The organism is Sphingomonas phyllosphaerae FA2 (assembly GCF_000427645.1).
Taxonomy (GTDB): Bacteria; Pseudomonadota; Alphaproteobacteria; order Sphingomonadales; family Sphingomonadaceae; genus Sphingomonas; species Sphingomonas phyllosphaerae.
Window position 1 is genome coordinate 570,754 of sequence record NZ_KE386571.1, and the last position, 15,450, is coordinate 586,203.

Here is a 15,450-nt window from a genome sequence, read left to right on the forward strand (position 1 = left end):
GTTCCTCAGGCGGCAAGCATCAGGCGCGCATGAATCGCGGGGCGCGCAGCGGCGACGGTGCCGATCGCGCCGGCTGCGGAGAGCGCCTGGCTGAAGGTGAAGTGCGAGCGGACAGGCTTGGTTCGCGCCACCTCCGAGATCACGGCATCGGCATAGGCGGCGGTCGCCTCGGGGCGCACAATGCCGTCGAGGCTGACGACGAGCGAGAAGGTGTGCGCGGGGCCGGGCGGGTTCATCTGCCACCATTCGCGCACCGCGACCGCGCCGCCGAAGCTGGTGACGACGTCGCGCAGCGAAGCCGCGGTTCCCTTGCGGCGCTGGATGCTGATTGCCGAACGGACGCGGGCGCGCTTGATCGCTTCGGGCCAGCCGCTGTCCCATGTGTCGATCGACAGCGCCCATGCGAGGAACGGGAGCTGGTCGGGCGGGCAGGTGTCGGGATTGACGAGCTGGCGCAGCGGCACCGGCACGTCGGAGATCCGCGCGACGCTCGCCTCGATCGCGCGCTCGAACGGCGTGGCGTTGGCGGGCAGGAGCGTCATTCGCCGACGCCGCCGGGCTTGATGGTGATGCCGGTGCACCACGTTGCGGCCGTCCGGTCGACCACGACGTCCGCAGCGGGCTGGGTCAGGGTGACGTTGTGGACGCCCTCGACATGCAGCGCGCCGAAGATCCCGGAGCGGGTCACATCGAGCCCGATACGATGGCAGCGCGCGACATAGGCGTCGAGCCGCGCGCGCGCTTCCTTCAAGACGATTGCCGGGTCGGGTCCACCGTAGGTCGTGATGGTGGCGGCAATGGCATAGGGAACGATGGTGGCCGAGCGGACCTGCACCATGTCGGTGAGCGGCCGGCGGGCGTCGGCCGACAGATACGTGTCGACCGCGGCGACCAGCGCGGCCGGAGCGGCACCGTCCCCGGCGCGCGACAGGACCGTGACGACCACCTGTCCCGGCGTCGGGCTGGTGGCGCTGGCGTCCAGCACGTCCGGGTGCGCCGACAGCGAGTGGAAGATATAGGCACCCGCCGGGCCGGCGACCGAATAGCCTTCGGGGGCCAGCACCAGCCGCCGGCGGAATTCATCGTCGCTCTCATAGGTCGGCGCGATGCCGCGTGCGGCGTCGCCGGCGTCGATCAGGAGGCGGGCGATGCCGACAAGCGCGGCGAGCTGATCCAAATCCGCGCCGATCGCGAACGCCGGCATGACGGCGCGGGCGGCGTCGTTGACGCGGGCGCGCAGCAGGAACTCGCGGTAGGCGCAGACCTGTAGCAGCTTTACCGCCGGGTCGCTTTCGACCGCGGCGTCGAACGTCGGCATCAGCGCCTTCAGGCGCGCGAGCATGTCCGCATAGATCCGCTCGTAGCTCAGCGCCTCCACGACGCTGGGCGCGGGGAGGCGGGAGAGATCGACAGCGGTGAAGGTGGCAAGGTCAGCCATGGCGTGATCTGGTGACGCTTGAGGGCGTAGATGCCAGAACAGTTACCTGTGGAAATCGCTTTCCACAGGTTGACGTAGGTTCATGAAGCGTTTGGCTCTAGCTCCGCTATTCGATCTCTATTCTATAATAGAGGAAAGATGCCGCTACCTTGGTGTGCTCGTAGCTCGGAATCTAAATCTGGAGAGGAGTAGAGGCAGAAGTCAGAATGAAGCCTTCTGAAGAAATCCTTAACGTCATGATCATCGTAAATCATGCCTATCTGGCCGTTATCAACGAAAGCTCGCAAGAGAATTACAGCATCGTCGGAGGTTATGCCATCGTACACACTGTTCAAAAGTGCGATTTGGTCGTGTGTTTGAGAAAAACTTCCGGAGTTGGCTAGTGCCTTGACCGCGGCTAGCCGCTTGGCGTCAGAAGGCAGTTTGATGTCCGGGAAGTGCTCCTTTGTAAACTCGGCCAATCCTGCGTACAAAGTCATCTCCCCCCCTTTTTTTCGATGCCATTCCTGCTGGAGAAAGGAGGATCTTTGCGCTACTTTCTCACCATCGCCAAAATCGCCATCGCGCGAGATGACGTGAATGTCTTCTCCATTTGGAACGTGCTTCAATAGCATTTCCCAATTGATTTGATCGCCGATCGAGCGTTGAGCTTCCTTTCCGGGGGGATTGCCAAGTTCTTTCCTTAAGCGTGCTGCCGTAAGCACCTCTTGATCGCGAAACAGAATTCCTGATTTATCAAAGATATCGTTGGTGACCGTATCGGCGCGCAGGGTCTGATTGGCTAAATCCTCCCTTACTTTTAGAAGAAGCTTTTTCCGCGCATCTTTTATCGAGCGAGCCGCTTCCTTGTAAGCTTTCAGTTCTTCGTAACCATCCATAAAGCGCGGTGTTTGTTCGTTGATTATTCCGGTTTCAAACGCTCGTATAGAGCCGAGCAACTCGCGATCGCGTTGCCGGTAAAACTCATCCATCACCTGCTCGGTGACGAACACCCGAATCTGCTTTGTCTCAATAAGTGCCGAAAGCTTAGCCGCCTCGTCTAAATTGTCGTTTGTGAACGCAAAAAATCTGACAAGTACGTTCGTGTCAATAAATACATTTAGCAAGGCCACGGCGTAATCCTGCAATGAACCGCTATCGGGGCGTCATTAGCTATTCATAGATGAGGATCCGCGATGTGCAAGTGTCGAACATCGGTAGCGGACTGAGCAAAGCTGACGCTATGTGTCGTGTTCCGCGGTCTATCACCTAGTCAATGCGCACTAGCGGCTGCCAGATGCTCCAGCAACCGATCGACCAGCACGCCATGCTCGGCGGCGTTTAGGCCAAGCAGGACGCGTCGAGCATAGCGCACCGGCTTGCCCTTTTTTGCCGGGCGGTCGCTTCCGCCCTCTTGATGGATGCTCGCGATCGTCGCGGCGCCGCCGCTCCAGCCAACCCAAGTCTCGTCCGTTGTCGCGCCGCTCTTCAGATAGCGGGCGGTGCGCAGCCGACGGAACATCGCCTTCGACTTGATCGTGCCGCGCCGGCGCAGCTTGCCGCTACGCACCCGCTCATTGCCCTCGACAGGCAACCACTGTGCGATCTTGTCCCAGAAGAAGCTGCGGATCGCGCCTGCCTCGCTGTCGAAGCCGGTGAGCAGCGGACCTTGGCGGACCCAGCTCTTCATGATCACCAGCCGCGGCTCGGCTGCACCCTTGGGATAGAGGAACTTGACGGTGTAACCGCCGACCTGCTCGGCCTCGCGCGGCTTGCGGGGGGCGAACGCCCTGCCGTCCGGCTCACGCTGGGCGGCTATGCGATCGGATTGCGACTGGCGGATGTCACGCGCAAACCCGCGCAGGATCTGGCGACGTTCGGGTGCGGCGACGCTGCGCAGGCACGATCGCGCCAGCTGCTCGATCTCGTCGAGCCCGTCGCTCATGCTTGGGGCTGGCTCGCGGACTCGGCCGACAGCTCGTTGTTGAGGTAGAGCTGCCACAGGTTCACGCCGCACAGGCCATCGAACCGGTCGAAGGTGTCCGCGTCGTCGCTGATGTGGGTGATGCTGCGGTCGCCGTTGGGCAGAACCTCGACCTTCACGCGCTCGCTCAGCTCGATCGTCAGCGACAGGTCGCTGGTGTCGGCATCGAGCAGCTCGGCCTCGAAGGCGATCGGCTCGCCGTTTGGCTTGGCCATCAGCTCGGGCTGGTGCCGCGCGATCCACGCCAGCACCGGCACGATGATCTCGTCCGGGCTGCCCGAGAAGTCCTGCGCGACGAGGTTGGCGGTGTATCGGTACTCGAAGGAAAGGGAGGCGCCGGCGCGCGCCGCGACGCGCCCGCGGTCGACGAAGATCGACAGCGTCTCCGGGTTGGCGCGCAGTGAGGGCACGGCGCGCAGCAGGAGGTCGCGCAGGCTATCGATCTTCGTCATGGGCGTATCCTCACGAATTCGGCTGTTCGATCGCCCACGGCCACGCCGTCTGCGCAGCCGCAGCCGGGGCCGTCGTGACGGTGAAAACGCTGGTGGCAGCGTTCCACTCGATCTTCGAGACAGCGGCCATCGGCGCCAGCTTCAGGAAGCTGGCGTCCATCATCGCACCACGTTCGCAGGTGATGCCGCCGATCGAGATGGTGAAGGTCGTGGCACCCGACGCCTGATTCGCTGTGCCCCGGAGACTGTCGCTTTGCCGCGAGATGTTGCCGCGATTGACCGTCGCCGGGCCGGTGGTAGCGGGCAGCTTGAGCAACGCGCGCGCGCTCAGCTTGTCCACGTCGACATTGTCGATGTAGCGGTGCCCGCCGGCGACAGCGCCCGTCGTGCCGGCCTCGTTGATGATCATGTCGATGGGGCTGCGGCGCAGGCGAGTGCCGCGGATCTCCGAGTTCCGCGCGTTGTAGTTGAGGATCGCGCTGCCGAACGACTGATCATACACCTCAAGCCCGCGCACCACCGCGCCGTCGACGAACTTCGTGGTGTCGTTGACCGTGCCGTGCAGCTGGAGCGCGGCACCGCCGATCGGCGACTGCACCTTGGTGTCGATGATACGCGGATCACGGCTGTCCAGGACGACGATGCTGGCACCCCCGTTGCGGACCGCGCGAGCCGTTGCCGTGCCGCCGGTCTCGTCGAGCGCGGCCGACGTCCGCTTGTAGTTGCGGATATCGACATAGTTCGTGCCGACCGCCTCGACGCGGAAGCCGCCGTTATTGTCGGCGTTCGCCGCACCGGTGACCAGCAGCGACTGCGACGGAGGGCCGTCCGCCGACAGCGCAGGCACGTCAGCGGTGAACGTGACGCGCACGGTGTTGCCGGTGCGGTACGCGATCGATGCGACGGCCAGCCCGGCTGCCACCACATTGGGACCGCGCGTATGGATGATATGGCAGTCGTTCACCAAGGCATTGTCGCAGCGCGTCAACAGGATCGCGGTGTAGCCGGGGCATTTGATGGTGTGCCCGTGCAGCTCCAGATCCTGTACGTCGCTGACCACGACGCTGGAATTGCCATAGGAGGCAGACGTGGCGAGCGGGTTGATCGTCTCGCTGACACCGCCGAAGATCTTGATGCGGCGCATGATCGCACCATTCTCGCGCGGGGTCGGCGTGCCGTTCGGCTCGAAATAGATCGCGATCGGCGAACCGAAGCCGCCGACCGGGTCAGCCTCCGTGATCAGATCGCAATTGTGGTACTCGATGTCCTGAATGACCGCCGCACCGGCCTTGTTGTTCATGTACGCCTTGATGCCGGAATGGCCGACGTTGCGGAAAGAGCAGGCGGTGTATTTGATCCGCTCCATGACGATGTCTTTGCAGTCGATCGTCTCATGCGTCTGGCTGGAGCCGTCATCACCCGAGTAGGTGTGCACGCCGAAGACGTGAATGTCCGAGCAGGCGCCGCACAGGTGCACGCCATCCGAGCCGTGGCCCGGATTGAGATGCTCGAAATAGCCGCCGAGGATGACGCCGCGCCGGCTGTGATAAGGCTGGACCGCAAAATAGTCGTTGATGGTCGAGCCGGTGGTGCGGAAGCCCTCGACAAAGAACTTGTCGGTGAAGGTGATCCCGAGACCCTTGCGGCGCTTGCCCGGCGAATCACTGCCCAGCGCCGACGACAGGATGAACGAACCGCCGCGACCATAGAAGACGAAGCCGGTGTTGCGGCCGAGATTCTTGGGATATTCGGTTTCGGCGACCGTCCCCATGAGCTTGTCGCACAGCGCGAAGCCTGCGCCCCAGCCGGTGCCGCAGACGATGTCGCCGGACATTTCGATGATCTGGCCAGAATTGTAGCGCAGCGGCATCTGCTGGCACAGAAAGCGCCGGCCGAGCGGAACGCGCGCAACGACACCGTCAGCGGCTGCGCCATCGAGCCAACGCTGGAGCGCCGGCCCATCGTCCGTGCCAATGTGCATGTTGGAGGCGTTGACCGTCGTCACGGCCGAAGCGTTGAGAGTTACCTCGGTCGAGCTGACATAGGTCTTTACCGTCGAGACGAGATCACTGGCGTTGCCGGCGAACGCGATCATCACGGTCTTTCCGACGTCGTCAGCTCGGAAGTTTGCGTCCGGCGAGGTCAGGCTAGGGCTGCCCGCGGTCATGCTGCCACGGCGATTGTGTCGCACGTCCCCTCTAGCACCGAAGCCGATGCGGAACGGGGTATAGGCACCGACGCTGTCGGCCACCTCGTTGATTGCCGCAGCGGGCGTATCCCTTGCGGCGGTCTTGAGCAGGTCCATGCCCAACGCAGCAGGCAGTTGCTCGCGCACGGCGACCGCGGCGCCGGCGCTTTCGGCCAGCAGCCCGGCGCGGTACGCGGCTGCGCGCTGTTCAATCGTCGAAACGCCCATGGTCAGTCCTTCTTGGGTGCAGTGCAGGTGCCGGGCGCATTCCAGTCGATCAGGCGATCGAGCCGGCCGGCTACGGCGGCAAAGGCGCGCGCGAGGCGGATCACGCCGGCGCGCAGTCGGGTCGGCATCTGGGCGACAAGCTGTGGATCCTCGGGCAGCCCTTCGGGGCGCTCGGCACAGGTCAGCAACTCGGCGGGTGGCGTATCCTTCACCGGCACCGCGACCGGCACCGGCTTCTCGACGATCTCAGCGCGGTGGGCGCAGCCCGGCAACGCCGTTGACAGCAGCAGTCCACTCACGATCGACAAGGTTGCGGCGTTCGGCTTGAGCATCGGCGATCTCCATGCGGTGCGCGGCGTCGCGGGCCGCCGCGGCCGCGCGGCGCGCGGCATTGTTGTCGGTGAGTTGGCGGGCGTCGTGATCGGCCAGCGCCTGCGCCAGCGTCGCGGCCGTGATCTGGTCGGTGCGCGCCTTGAAGTCAGCGAGGCCGGCGATCTTCAGGCGGCATGCCTCGCCGCGCTTCAGCTTGCCCGCGGTGAAATCGCCGCCGGCGCTGGCACAGATCAGCTCGGCGCGGCGCAGCAGATCGTCGCGGTCGGCAACGGCGCTGCGCAGCTGGACGTAGAGCCATGCGCCCGCACCCGCGACGGCGAGCAGGACGATGAACGCCATCTCGGCGCGCAGCTTGGCGGTGATGCCGCCCAGCAAGGTCTTGAGCATCTTCACCCCTCTCAGTCGGGCAGGCCGGCGGCGTAGACCGGGCCGTGCGTGCCGATCGTCATCGTCAGCACCTGCCGGCGGTTGCGGCCGGCCGCGTAGGAGACGTGCACCCAGCCGCTGTTCGGATCGCCGGCGCGGTGCGCCTCGAGGATCAGCTGGTCGAACTCGATATGGGTAGCGATCCACGCGGCCAGATCCGCGTTCGACACGCCGTCGATCTCGATATCCGCCGCCTCGCCGCGGCGGTGCTGGCTGGTCGACGAAGAGCCGACCGCGGCGTTGGTCTTGGCCGAGCGATAGCCGCTGTTGACCCGCACCGGGCGGCCGAAGTGCGCGCGCACCGGCTCCAGCACCTTCAGGCAGACGAGCCGCAGCGCGTCGACGTGCGCGGCGAGCTGCGGCTGATTGCTGTCGCCGATGCGGGCAGCCGTGGCGCTGGCAGTCATCTCGGCGAGGGTAAAGTGAGGCGAGAGCTTCATGCGAAATCCCTTCCGGTGCGCATCATCGTGGCGAGGCGTATCGAGCGGCCGCCGACCTGCGTCGCCCACAGGGAGGCCAGCATTGCGATGGCGGCGCGGCCGAAGTCGCCTTCCTCCATGCGCGCGAGCGCCTGCACGAAGGTGGCGAGGCGCGCCGGCCCCATGTTGAAGCACATGTTGAGCAGCACGCGCTGACGGGGCGCGTTCATCCGGCGCCACCATGGCCAGCGGCGATCCAGCGCGCGCTCGGCCGCATCGATATCGTTGGCGAGCAGCGCGCGCGACTGCGCCGGCGTGATCCCGGTCAGGACGCAGATCCCGACCGTCAGGCCCAGCGTGCGCTGTTCGGCGGGCGTGATGCCGACCGCGTCGAGGTTGCGGCCGACGCCGATCGTGCGCTTGCCCTCGGTGCAGCGGTAGACGCGGAGCTTCTCGCCCTCGTCGCGCACCAGCTCGGCGACGAGCTTGACGCGATCGTAGGTTGCGGGGGGCAGGGCGGCGAGCTGCGCGCCGGTGCGAATGACAGGCGTGGTCACGAGCGATCCCCGCGGGGCAGGAAGCGGTCGATCAGCGCGGCCGGGATTTCGGCGACGCGCTCGACCAGCGCATGGGTCACGCGCGGGGTCGCCTTGTAGGCGATCATGCCGGTGACGAACTGGATCGCCTGAAGCACGAACGCGCTCCAATCGGTGACGCTGTGGATCGCGCCGCCGACGAAGTACGATACGCACACGCCCACCGACAGCTGGACGAAGCGTTGGCGCCACGTCAGGCCGGGTTCGTAGGCGAGGCTGACCGCAGCGCCGAGCGCGGACGGCACCAGCCCGGCGATGAAGGCGCTGGCGGCAAGGGCGGCCTCGTGGATGAGATGCTTCATGGTCAGTCCCAGAGCTGGATGAGGTCGCGGGTGGGTGTCGCCGGCGTGGTCGGCGCGGGCGGCACGATGACGATGGTGCCGGCGGGCAGCACAGGCCCGGCGTCGGCGATGCCGGGGTTGAGCGCGATCACGCCGGGCAGATCGGCCGGACCGAGCGCACAGGTGCGCCAGACCAGCTCGTCGAGCGTGTCGCCGGTGCGGGCGGTGACCGTCTCGGCCATCAGATCAGCTCGACGTCGGTGCGCGTGCGGCCGAGGATCGCGCGGATGGCGTGGATGGCGTCGCGGCGCAGCTCGCCCACGGACGGATCGAGATCCTCGACGCGGCGGTCGCCGGCGCCGGTCAGATCGGTGTCGCGGTAGCGCTCCACCGCCAGCGCCTTCGTCCAGGCGGTGACGGCTTGCCGGTAGAGGATGATCTTGCGGCTTTCGCCCATGATCGTGGTCGCGGGCACCGCGGCGAGCGTCGTGTAACCGGCGGCGATCTGCGCGGCCTGCCAGTCGGCGAGCTGATCGCCGACCCAGATCAATGCCGAGAGCACCGCCTCGCGCAGCCGTTCCGGGGTCACGGATTCGCGCAGCCGCGCCTGCGCGCGGAGTGCGGTCAAGTCGACGCCGGGAAACCAACTGTCATGGTCGACCGGCTCGGCCGCGGCCGGGGCAGGGGTGACGGGGCCGTCGCAGGCTCTGGTCGCAAAGGCCGGGATGATCAGCGGCGCGCTCACGGCAGCTGCGGGATAAAGGCGATCGTCGCCAGCACGAAGATTAGCAAACCGAGCAGGGCGATCACCGCGAAGCCGACGCGCCCCGGAACCTCAATGACAAACGGCCGCTCGGCCGCGACGGCGATCACCGTCCCGACGAAGCCGACAAACGTCAGCGCCGCACCGATCCCGAGAAAGAGAACGGTGGTGAGTAGCAGGGCGATGGCGACGAGGTCGGCGAACATGGCAGGTTCCTGTTAGTTTCGGGGGTGGGAACCGGGTTGAGGGCGGCCCTGCGACCCAAAGGTCTCCCGCCTCACGCGATTCGCCCCCGAGCGCCGGGAGGCGAGGTCAGTCCGCCGGCTTGTCGCCGGCGGTGTCGGTTGCGGACTGAAGCGCATCCACGGCACGCTCCAGCTCCTGAAGGGGGCGGGCCGGCGTCGGCGCGGGCAGGGCGGCAAGCACCTTTTCCAGCCCCCTGATCTGTGTCTTGACGCCGACGCGATCATGCAGCGCCTGCGCGGCGGCGAGGCGCTCGATCGCAGCGGTGGCGAGGCGGCGTGCATCGTCCGTGCTGGCGGCATCGACGCCGCGCGCGACTTCGGTGCCGATCGCCTTCAGGAGCTTGGCGCGCACCTCGTCGTGCATGTCGATGCCGTCGACCAGCGCCTCGACCTGTTCCAGCACGTCGATCGGGAAGGCGTTGCCGGCGGACTGCGCATTCAACGCGGCTTCGGCGATTTGCTCGACGATCAGCGTTGCGGGGTCGCGCTTGTAGCGCGCGGGCAGCGCAACGTCGTGGCGCAGGACGTGTTCGGCCAGCTCCAGCGCGTATGCCCAGAAGCCGATGTCGATCGCCCAGACCATGATGGTGGGCAGCACCTCGTCGGCGCCCGTGGGGGCGAGCGGGCCGCGCTCGGCGTTGCGGCCGGCTTCGAGCAGCCCGTCACACCATGCGCGATATTCGCCGATCATCACCTGCTTGACCGCGATCTTGTTGGCGACCGACTTGATGTCCTTCAGCCGGCGAAGGTCGACCTGCATGCGCAGGTTGATGGTATGCGCGGCGGTGCTAATGCCGCCGGCGGGGATCGGGGCGTGCCCCGCCGCGGCGTCGGACGCCGCGGCGGGAGCCAGTCCGCTTTCCATGGCAGGAGCAGACGCGGCGGTCAGGGACTGGATATATTCCCGGTGTCGACGAGCGAGGCTCATGCGCGTGTCCTGTGGAAAGCGGGCTGTTCGGGGATGGGGTTGGTTGGGCGCGAAGCCGCTTACGGCTTCTTCGTCTGGACGATGTTCTCGACGAGCGCGCAGCAGCCGTAATCCTCGACCACATAGGCTTCGTTCACCGACTGATAGTCGGCGAGCTGGTCGAACTCCGGCTCTTCCTTGAGCTGGCGGCGCTGCGTGCCCTCCTGGACGTAGATCGACAGATTATCGAGCTTGGTGACCAGCAGCGCGTTCTGCGGGAAGAACGGCACCATGATCGCGGTCTTGCCGCCGATCTGCTTGGGCAACGTCAGGATGCGGTTGCGCGCCTCCATCTCGGTCGCCTTGTCGCCGGCGGCGTTGATGACGTTCAGGAAGCGATCCTGCACGAGGTCGCGGCCGACGATCACGACGATGTCGGTATCGTCGCGGTGCCATTCGTCCATGATCTCGATCGCGTCGAAGACGAGCGCGTCGAGGTTCACGTAATCGACGTCGGTGCCGGGCGTGCCGGCGGCGACGTAGATCTTCCCGGGCGCGGTCACCACGCCTTGCGCGTTGCGGGTCGCGGCGGCGAATGCGCCGCCGGCGATGTGGCGCGCCGGCGCGAAGGTGCGGATCTTGTAGAGCCAGCCGTAATTGACGTCCTGCAACAGCGGGAAGGCGACGATGTCGGTGGTGTCGGCCTTGGCGACGCCGTTCCAGCCGATCATGATCCGGTCACGACCGCGCTGCTTGACGATCACCTCGCCGTAGAGCTTCTGGAACTCGGGCATGCCCGCCCACATGTCGAGCTTGGCGTATTTGATCGCGGTGTCCGAGTTGGTCTGCTCGCAGCGATACTTGCCCTTGTCGAGCGTGTCGGTCGGATCGATCGGGCGACGACGTACACCGGTGGCGCTGTTGGTCAGTGTGCGGCTGGCGATCGGGCGCGTGACTCCCAGCCCGACCTTGGCCCCTTCCTGCTCCTTGACCGGGATGACGTTGATCTTGGTCAGGAAGTCGCTCGACGCCTGAATTACCTCTTCCAGCTTCTGCTGGACCACGGGGGCGACGGCGAACTCGTGTTGGCCGGTGAGGACGGACACGTCCACGCCGTTGAGCTGTGCAATGCGCGACAGCATGTTGTTGAAGACGACGCGGGTTTCGTTGCGCATGGGCATGGCTGTCAGGGTTCCTGTGGGGCGGCTGGCGGGGCGGGGTGAGCGGGGCGGCGATCAGAAGTCGGTCAGGACCGCGCCGTTGCCACCGGTGGCCGGCGCGCGGCTGAAGTTGCCATCCGGCTGCTTTTCCAGCTTTGCGGCGAGCGCGTCGAAGTCGCTCCGGAACTTGGCCTGCGCATCGGCGATCGGCTGGATCGCGGCGGCGAGCTGGGTCGCCATCTGGTCGCCGATCGCGGTGGCGAACGCCGCAAAATTGTCGTTCGCGGCCTCCGGCTTCGGCTTGGGCTCTTCCTTTTTCTCGGGCTCGCTGCGCGAGAACAGCGCCGCGACGCTGGCGAAGCCCGTCTTGATCGCGTCGGCGATCCCGGCGGTGTCGGCCGGCGCGGCCTCGAACTCCAGCGCGACCGCGTCGGCGCCGTGCGCGTGGAACGAGCCGGGCGCGTTGCGCGAGAACTGGAGGCGCTGCGTCGCGATCGACGCCGGGCTGTCGGTGAAGGCGAGGCCGATCAGGCCGATCTTGTCGATGCCGGCATAGCTGGGGGTCAGCTCGACCGAGGGGAACGGCTTCTGGTCGGCCTTGGCGAGCTTCACCAGCTGGGCGTTGCCATCGACCTGCGCATAGAGCGCGCGGCGCTTCTCGGTCTTGCCGTCGATCGTGATTTCGTCGTCCTGCGCCTTGACGCCGATCACGCTGCCATAGCCGTTGAACGGCGGCTCCGGGCTGTAGCCCTTCATGTGCTCGACGTTGATGCGCGGGGTGTAGGTTTCGGCGTTGAAGGTTTCGACGATCTGGTCGATCATCTCCGGCGTGATCGTCCGGCCGTCGCTGATCGTGCTACCGGCGACGAAGCAACGGAAATACTGGCTCTTCATGGCGGCTTCCCTCGGTTCGCATGACTGCGCCGGGCGGGCGGCGCGTTCGATGACGGCGAAGAAGCGGAAAGCCGGTGCTGATTGCCAGCGCGCGTGCCTGTGGAATGGCTATTCCACAGGCAACAGGCGTCGGGTTCGGGGAACAGGCGTGGCTACGGTCCCGCGCCATGGACAAGCTGCCACCCGACACCGGAATGCCGCTCCCTGCCTCCGCGTTTCCGATCCCGGTCGACGCGAAGCGGCAGGCGCGCAGCCTGTATTGGCGCGGCTGGGGCGTCACCCAGATCGCCGACGAGCTGGGCTTGAAGCGGCCGACCGTCGAGGCGTGGAAACAGCGCGATAGGTGGGACGAAGCGCCATCGCTGTCGAAGATCGAGGACGCGCTGGAATGCCGCCTCAACACGCTGATCGCCAAGGATCAGAAGACCGGCGGCGACCATAAGGAGATCGACCTGCTGATGAGGCAGGTGGTCTCGGCCGCGCGCGTGCGGCGCTACGAGGCGCCGGGCGGGCATAGCGGCGATCTCAACGACAAGGTCGGTAACCGCAACGCCGGCGAAAAGAAGAAGTCGGGCGCGAAGAACCATTTCAAGACCGAGCAGGTCGAGCAGCTCGAAGCGATCTTCGAAAAGGAGCTGTTCGGCTATCAGGAGGACTGGTGGGCGGCGAAGGATCAGCGCACCCGCATGATCTTGAAGTCGCGCCAGATCGGTGCGACGTGGTATTTCGCACGCGAGGCGCTGCTCGATGCGCTGCGGGGCGGCGGCAACCAGATCTTCCTGTCCGCCTCCAAGGCGCAGGCGCATATCTTCCGCGGCTACATCATCCAGTTCGCCGCGCGGGTCGGGGTCAAGCTGCAGGGCGATCCGATCGTGCTGACCGCTGATACGATCCCGGACGGTGAGCCCGCGGCCGAGCTGATCTTCCTCGGTACCAACGCGCGCACCGCGCAGGGCTATCACGGTAATTTCTACTTCGACGAATTCTTCTGGACATACGGCTTCGAGGAGCTGAACAAGGTCGCCAGCGCCATGGCGATGCACAAGCGCTGGCGCCGCACGTATTTCTCGACGCCGTCGAGCGTCGCGCATCAGGCGCACCCCTATTGGACGGGCGAGCGCCGCAACCGCCGGGTGAAGAAGGCCGACCGCGTTGATATGGACGTCACGCATGCCCGGCTCGCCGCCGGCGTGCTGTGCGAGGATAAGGTGTGGCGCCAGATCGTCACGATCGAGGATGCCGCGGCGCGCGGGTGCGACCTGTTCGACGTCGACGAGCTGCGCGTGGAATATGCGCCCGACGAGTTCGCCAACCTGCTGTTGTGCCAGTTCGTCGACGACAGCCTTTCGGCGTTCAAGTTCAACGAACTGCAACGCGCCACGGTCGACACGGTGGTCGACTGGATCGATGTCGACCTGCTCGCCACCCGGCCGGTCGGCAACCGCGAGGTGTGGGCAGGCTATGATCCGCAGGAAAGCGAGGACGGCGACAATGCCGCGCTGGTGATCGCGTTGCCGCCGGGCGGGCCGGGCGGCAAGTTCCGACTGCTGGAGCGGCATCAGATCAAGGGCGACTTCCAGACGCAGGCGGATTTCGTCCTGGCCCGGCTTGCGCGCTACAATTGCACCTACCTCGGGATCGACAAGAAGGGGGTTGGTGCTGCGGTCTACCAGCTCGTGCGCGACAAGATGCGCGGCGTCGTCGCACTGGAATATTCGCTCGAATCGAAAACACAGATGGTGATGAAGGCGCAGCACACCTTCGCCCGCCAGCGTGTCGAATACGATGCCGGTTGGATCGACCTGCAATCGTCGTTCCTGTCGATCAAGAAGGCGCTGACCGGGTCGGGTCGCGCAGTGACGTTCAAGGCGCGGCGTAGCGAGGATGTCGGCCACGCCGATCTCGCATGGGCAGCGATGCACATTTTCATCAACGAGCCGCTGGACGGACAACGCCGGCCGGGCATGACTGTGGAGATTTTCAGTGGCGAAGGGGAAAGCGCGGCGGATGTCGCGGATGGAGACGGCGCCGGAGATGGCGGTGGCATCGTCTTCGGCGATCGACGCTGGCGCAAGCGTGCCGGCGACAGCCGCGGCGGGTGGCCATGTCGAGAGCTTCGCCTTCGGCGATCCCGAGCCGGTGCTGGATCGCCGCCAGTGGATCGACCTGCTCGAATGCTGGCACAACAACCGCTGGTACGAGCCACCCTTGCCGCTCGACGGGCTGGCGCGCGCGTTCCGGGTGTCGCCGCACCACAGCTCCGCGATCCTGCTCAAGGTCAACCTCGTCGCCGCATCGCTTGATCCGACATCGCTGATCGACCGCGCCACCTTCAAGAAGGCAGTGCAGGACTATGTCGTGTTTGGGAACGGCTATCTGGAGCCGGTGCGCGGGGTGTTGGGCAACACGCTGGCGCTGCGTCATGCTATGGCGCGGTACACGCGGCGCGGGCTGGTGGATGGCGAATACTGGTGGGTGCCGGGTGCGCAGGATGCCACCCAGCTCGCGCCGGGCGTGGTTCACCTTGCGATGCCGGACGTCAATCAAGAGCTGTACGGCGTGCCGGAATACCTCTCGGCGCTACAGGCGGCACTGCTCAACGAGGCTGCGACGCTGTTCCGGCGTCGCTATTACCTGAACGGCAGCCACGCCGGGTACATCCTCTACGCCACCGGCGACATCGACGTGAAGGACACCGACGCCATCAAGGCGGCGATGAAGGCGTCGAAGGGACCGGGCAACTTTCGCAACATGTTCGTGCACGCGCCGAACGGCAAGGATGGCTCGATCAAGATCATCCCGATCGCAGAGGTCGGCGCGAAGGACGAGTTCATGGGCATCAAGAACGCGACGCAGGCCGATGTCATGGCCGCGCATCGCGTGCCGCCGCAGCTGCTCGGGATTGTGCCGGCGCAGGGGTCGGCGTTCGGCAATCCGAAGGATGCCACCGCGATGTTCTTCGAGCTGGAGATCGAGCCGATACAGGCCGCGTTCCTCGAGGTGAATGACCGGCTGGGGCAGGAGGTGATCCGCTTCCGCCAGCGCACCGCGTCGGCAGCCGCATAATTTCGCGGTAGCACCAAGGCGGCCGAGCTGTTGATCTCCGACCTTCCGCTGCCCTAACTCCAATCGCCCCGGCGTCGGACGCGGCGTCGGG

General features: G+C 65.9%; 19 protein-coding genes. 2 read left to right on the top strand and 17 right to left on the bottom strand.

Translation table 11 applies throughout. From position 1 onward, the window contains the following. Window positions 1-5: 5 nt before the first annotated feature. From SPHPH_RS0103105 to SPHPH_RS0103185, 17 genes are all read right to left on the bottom strand, one after another. Complete coding sequence (locus tag SPHPH_RS0103105; RefSeq protein ID WP_028965372.1) at window positions 6-542, bottom strand: phage tail protein I; 537 nt, start codon at window positions 540-542, stop codon at window positions 6-8. Beyond that, a complete protein-coding gene (locus tag SPHPH_RS0103110) occupies window positions 539-1,438 on the bottom strand; it encodes a baseplate assembly protein (protein WP_028965373.1) in 900 nt (299 codons plus the stop codon). The genes SPHPH_RS0103105 and SPHPH_RS0103110 overlap by 4 nt, the downstream gene beginning before the upstream one ends. A gap of 122 nt (window positions 1,439-1,560) precedes the next feature. Further along, on the bottom strand, window positions 1,561-2,550 hold the full coding sequence (locus SPHPH_RS0103115; protein WP_156025796.1) for a PIN domain-containing protein: 990 nt from the start codon (window positions 2,548-2,550) through the stop codon (window positions 1,561-1,563). Window positions 2,551-2,690: 140 nt separating this feature from the next. Beyond that, window positions 2,691-3,362 carry a phage virion morphogenesis family protein gene (locus SPHPH_RS0103120; RefSeq protein ID WP_028965375.1) on the bottom strand — a complete coding sequence of 224 codons (672 nt, stop codon included), beginning with the start codon at window positions 3,360-3,362 and terminating at the stop codon, window positions 2,691-2,693. Further along, window positions 3,359-3,853 carry a phage tail protein gene (locus SPHPH_RS18780; protein ID WP_051272806.1) on the bottom strand — a complete coding sequence of 165 codons (495 nt, stop codon included), beginning with the start codon at window positions 3,851-3,853 and terminating at the stop codon, window positions 3,359-3,361. Before SPHPH_RS18780 ends, SPHPH_RS0103120 begins: the two co-directional genes overlap by 4 nt. 10 nt (window positions 3,854-3,863) lie before the next feature. Continuing rightward, the gene (locus SPHPH_RS20365; RefSeq protein WP_028965376.1) at window positions 3,864-6,269 is read right to left on the bottom strand and encodes a hypothetical protein; all 2,406 of its coding nucleotides are present in this window, start codon (window positions 6,267-6,269) and stop codon (window positions 3,864-3,866) included. Between the two features lie 2 nt (window positions 6,270-6,271). Continuing rightward, a complete protein-coding gene (locus tag SPHPH_RS0103135) occupies window positions 6,272-6,541 on the bottom strand; it encodes a hypothetical protein (protein ID WP_028965377.1) in 270 nt (89 codons plus the stop codon). Beyond that, window positions 6,516-6,989 (bottom strand): hypothetical protein, encoded by a 474-nt coding sequence (locus tag SPHPH_RS0103140; RefSeq protein WP_156025798.1) that lies wholly within the window; start codon window positions 6,987-6,989, stop codon window positions 6,516-6,518. Before SPHPH_RS0103140 ends, SPHPH_RS0103135 begins: the two co-directional genes overlap by 26 nt. Before the next feature lie 11 nt (window positions 6,990-7,000). Further along, entirely contained in the window at window positions 7,001-7,468 is a 468-nt protein-coding gene (locus tag SPHPH_RS0103145) for a D-Ala-D-Ala carboxypeptidase family metallohydrolase (protein ID WP_028965379.1), read from the bottom strand. Continuing rightward, window positions 7,465-8,004, bottom strand: coding sequence for a glycoside hydrolase family protein (locus SPHPH_RS0103150; RefSeq protein WP_238302852.1), 540 nt, complete (start codon window positions 8,002-8,004; stop codon window positions 7,465-7,467). The genes SPHPH_RS0103145 and SPHPH_RS0103150 overlap by 4 nt, the downstream gene beginning before the upstream one ends. Next, the gene (locus SPHPH_RS0103155) at window positions 8,001-8,345 is read right to left on the bottom strand and encodes a hypothetical protein (protein WP_037487977.1); all 345 of its coding nucleotides are present in this window, start codon (window positions 8,343-8,345) and stop codon (window positions 8,001-8,003) included. The genes SPHPH_RS0103150 and SPHPH_RS0103155 overlap by 4 nt, the downstream gene beginning before the upstream one ends. Before the next feature lie 2 nt (window positions 8,346-8,347). After that, window positions 8,348-8,566 carry a tail protein X gene (locus SPHPH_RS0103160; protein ID WP_028965382.1) on the bottom strand — a complete coding sequence of 73 codons (219 nt, stop codon included), beginning with the start codon at window positions 8,564-8,566 and terminating at the stop codon, window positions 8,348-8,350. Beyond that, a complete protein-coding gene (locus tag SPHPH_RS0103165) occupies window positions 8,566-9,069 on the bottom strand; it encodes a head completion/stabilization protein (RefSeq protein ID WP_238302854.1) in 504 nt (167 codons plus the stop codon). Before SPHPH_RS0103165 ends, SPHPH_RS0103160 begins: the two co-directional genes overlap by 1 nt. Beyond that, on the bottom strand, window positions 9,066-9,293 hold the full coding sequence (locus SPHPH_RS18790) for a hypothetical protein (RefSeq protein ID WP_037487980.1): 228 nt from the start codon (window positions 9,291-9,293) through the stop codon (window positions 9,066-9,068). The genes SPHPH_RS0103165 and SPHPH_RS18790 overlap by 4 nt, the downstream gene beginning before the upstream one ends. A 106-nt stretch (window positions 9,294-9,399) precedes the next feature. Further along, window positions 9,400-10,260: a phage terminase small subunit gene (gpM, locus tag SPHPH_RS18795; protein WP_081668473.1), complete on the bottom strand. Its 861-nt coding sequence runs from the start codon at window positions 10,258-10,260 to the stop codon at window positions 9,400-9,402. A gap of 59 nt (window positions 10,261-10,319) precedes the next feature. Continuing rightward, window positions 10,320-11,414 carry a phage major capsid protein, P2 family gene (locus SPHPH_RS0103180; protein WP_028965384.1) on the bottom strand — a complete coding sequence of 365 codons (1,095 nt, stop codon included), beginning with the start codon at window positions 11,412-11,414 and terminating at the stop codon, window positions 10,320-10,322. A gap of 60 nt (window positions 11,415-11,474) precedes the next feature. Next, window positions 11,475-12,293 carry a GPO family capsid scaffolding protein gene (locus SPHPH_RS0103185; RefSeq protein ID WP_028965385.1) on the bottom strand — a complete coding sequence of 273 codons (819 nt, stop codon included), beginning with the start codon at window positions 12,291-12,293 and terminating at the stop codon, window positions 11,475-11,477. Between the two features lie 167 nt (window positions 12,294-12,460). Here SPHPH_RS0103185 and SPHPH_RS18800 point away from each other — a divergent pair, with 167 nt between their 5' ends. Both SPHPH_RS18800 and SPHPH_RS18805 read left to right on the top strand, forming a co-directional pair. Beyond that, a complete protein-coding gene (locus tag SPHPH_RS18800) occupies window positions 12,461-14,596 on the top strand; it encodes a terminase large subunit domain-containing protein (RefSeq protein WP_420329284.1) in 2,136 nt (711 codons plus the stop codon). Next, complete coding sequence (locus tag SPHPH_RS18805; RefSeq protein ID WP_337587816.1) at window positions 14,502-15,359, top strand: phage portal protein; 858 nt, start codon at window positions 14,502-14,504, stop codon at window positions 15,357-15,359. The genes SPHPH_RS18800 and SPHPH_RS18805 overlap by 95 nt, the downstream gene beginning before the upstream one ends. Window positions 15,360-15,450: the final 91 nt, after the last annotated feature.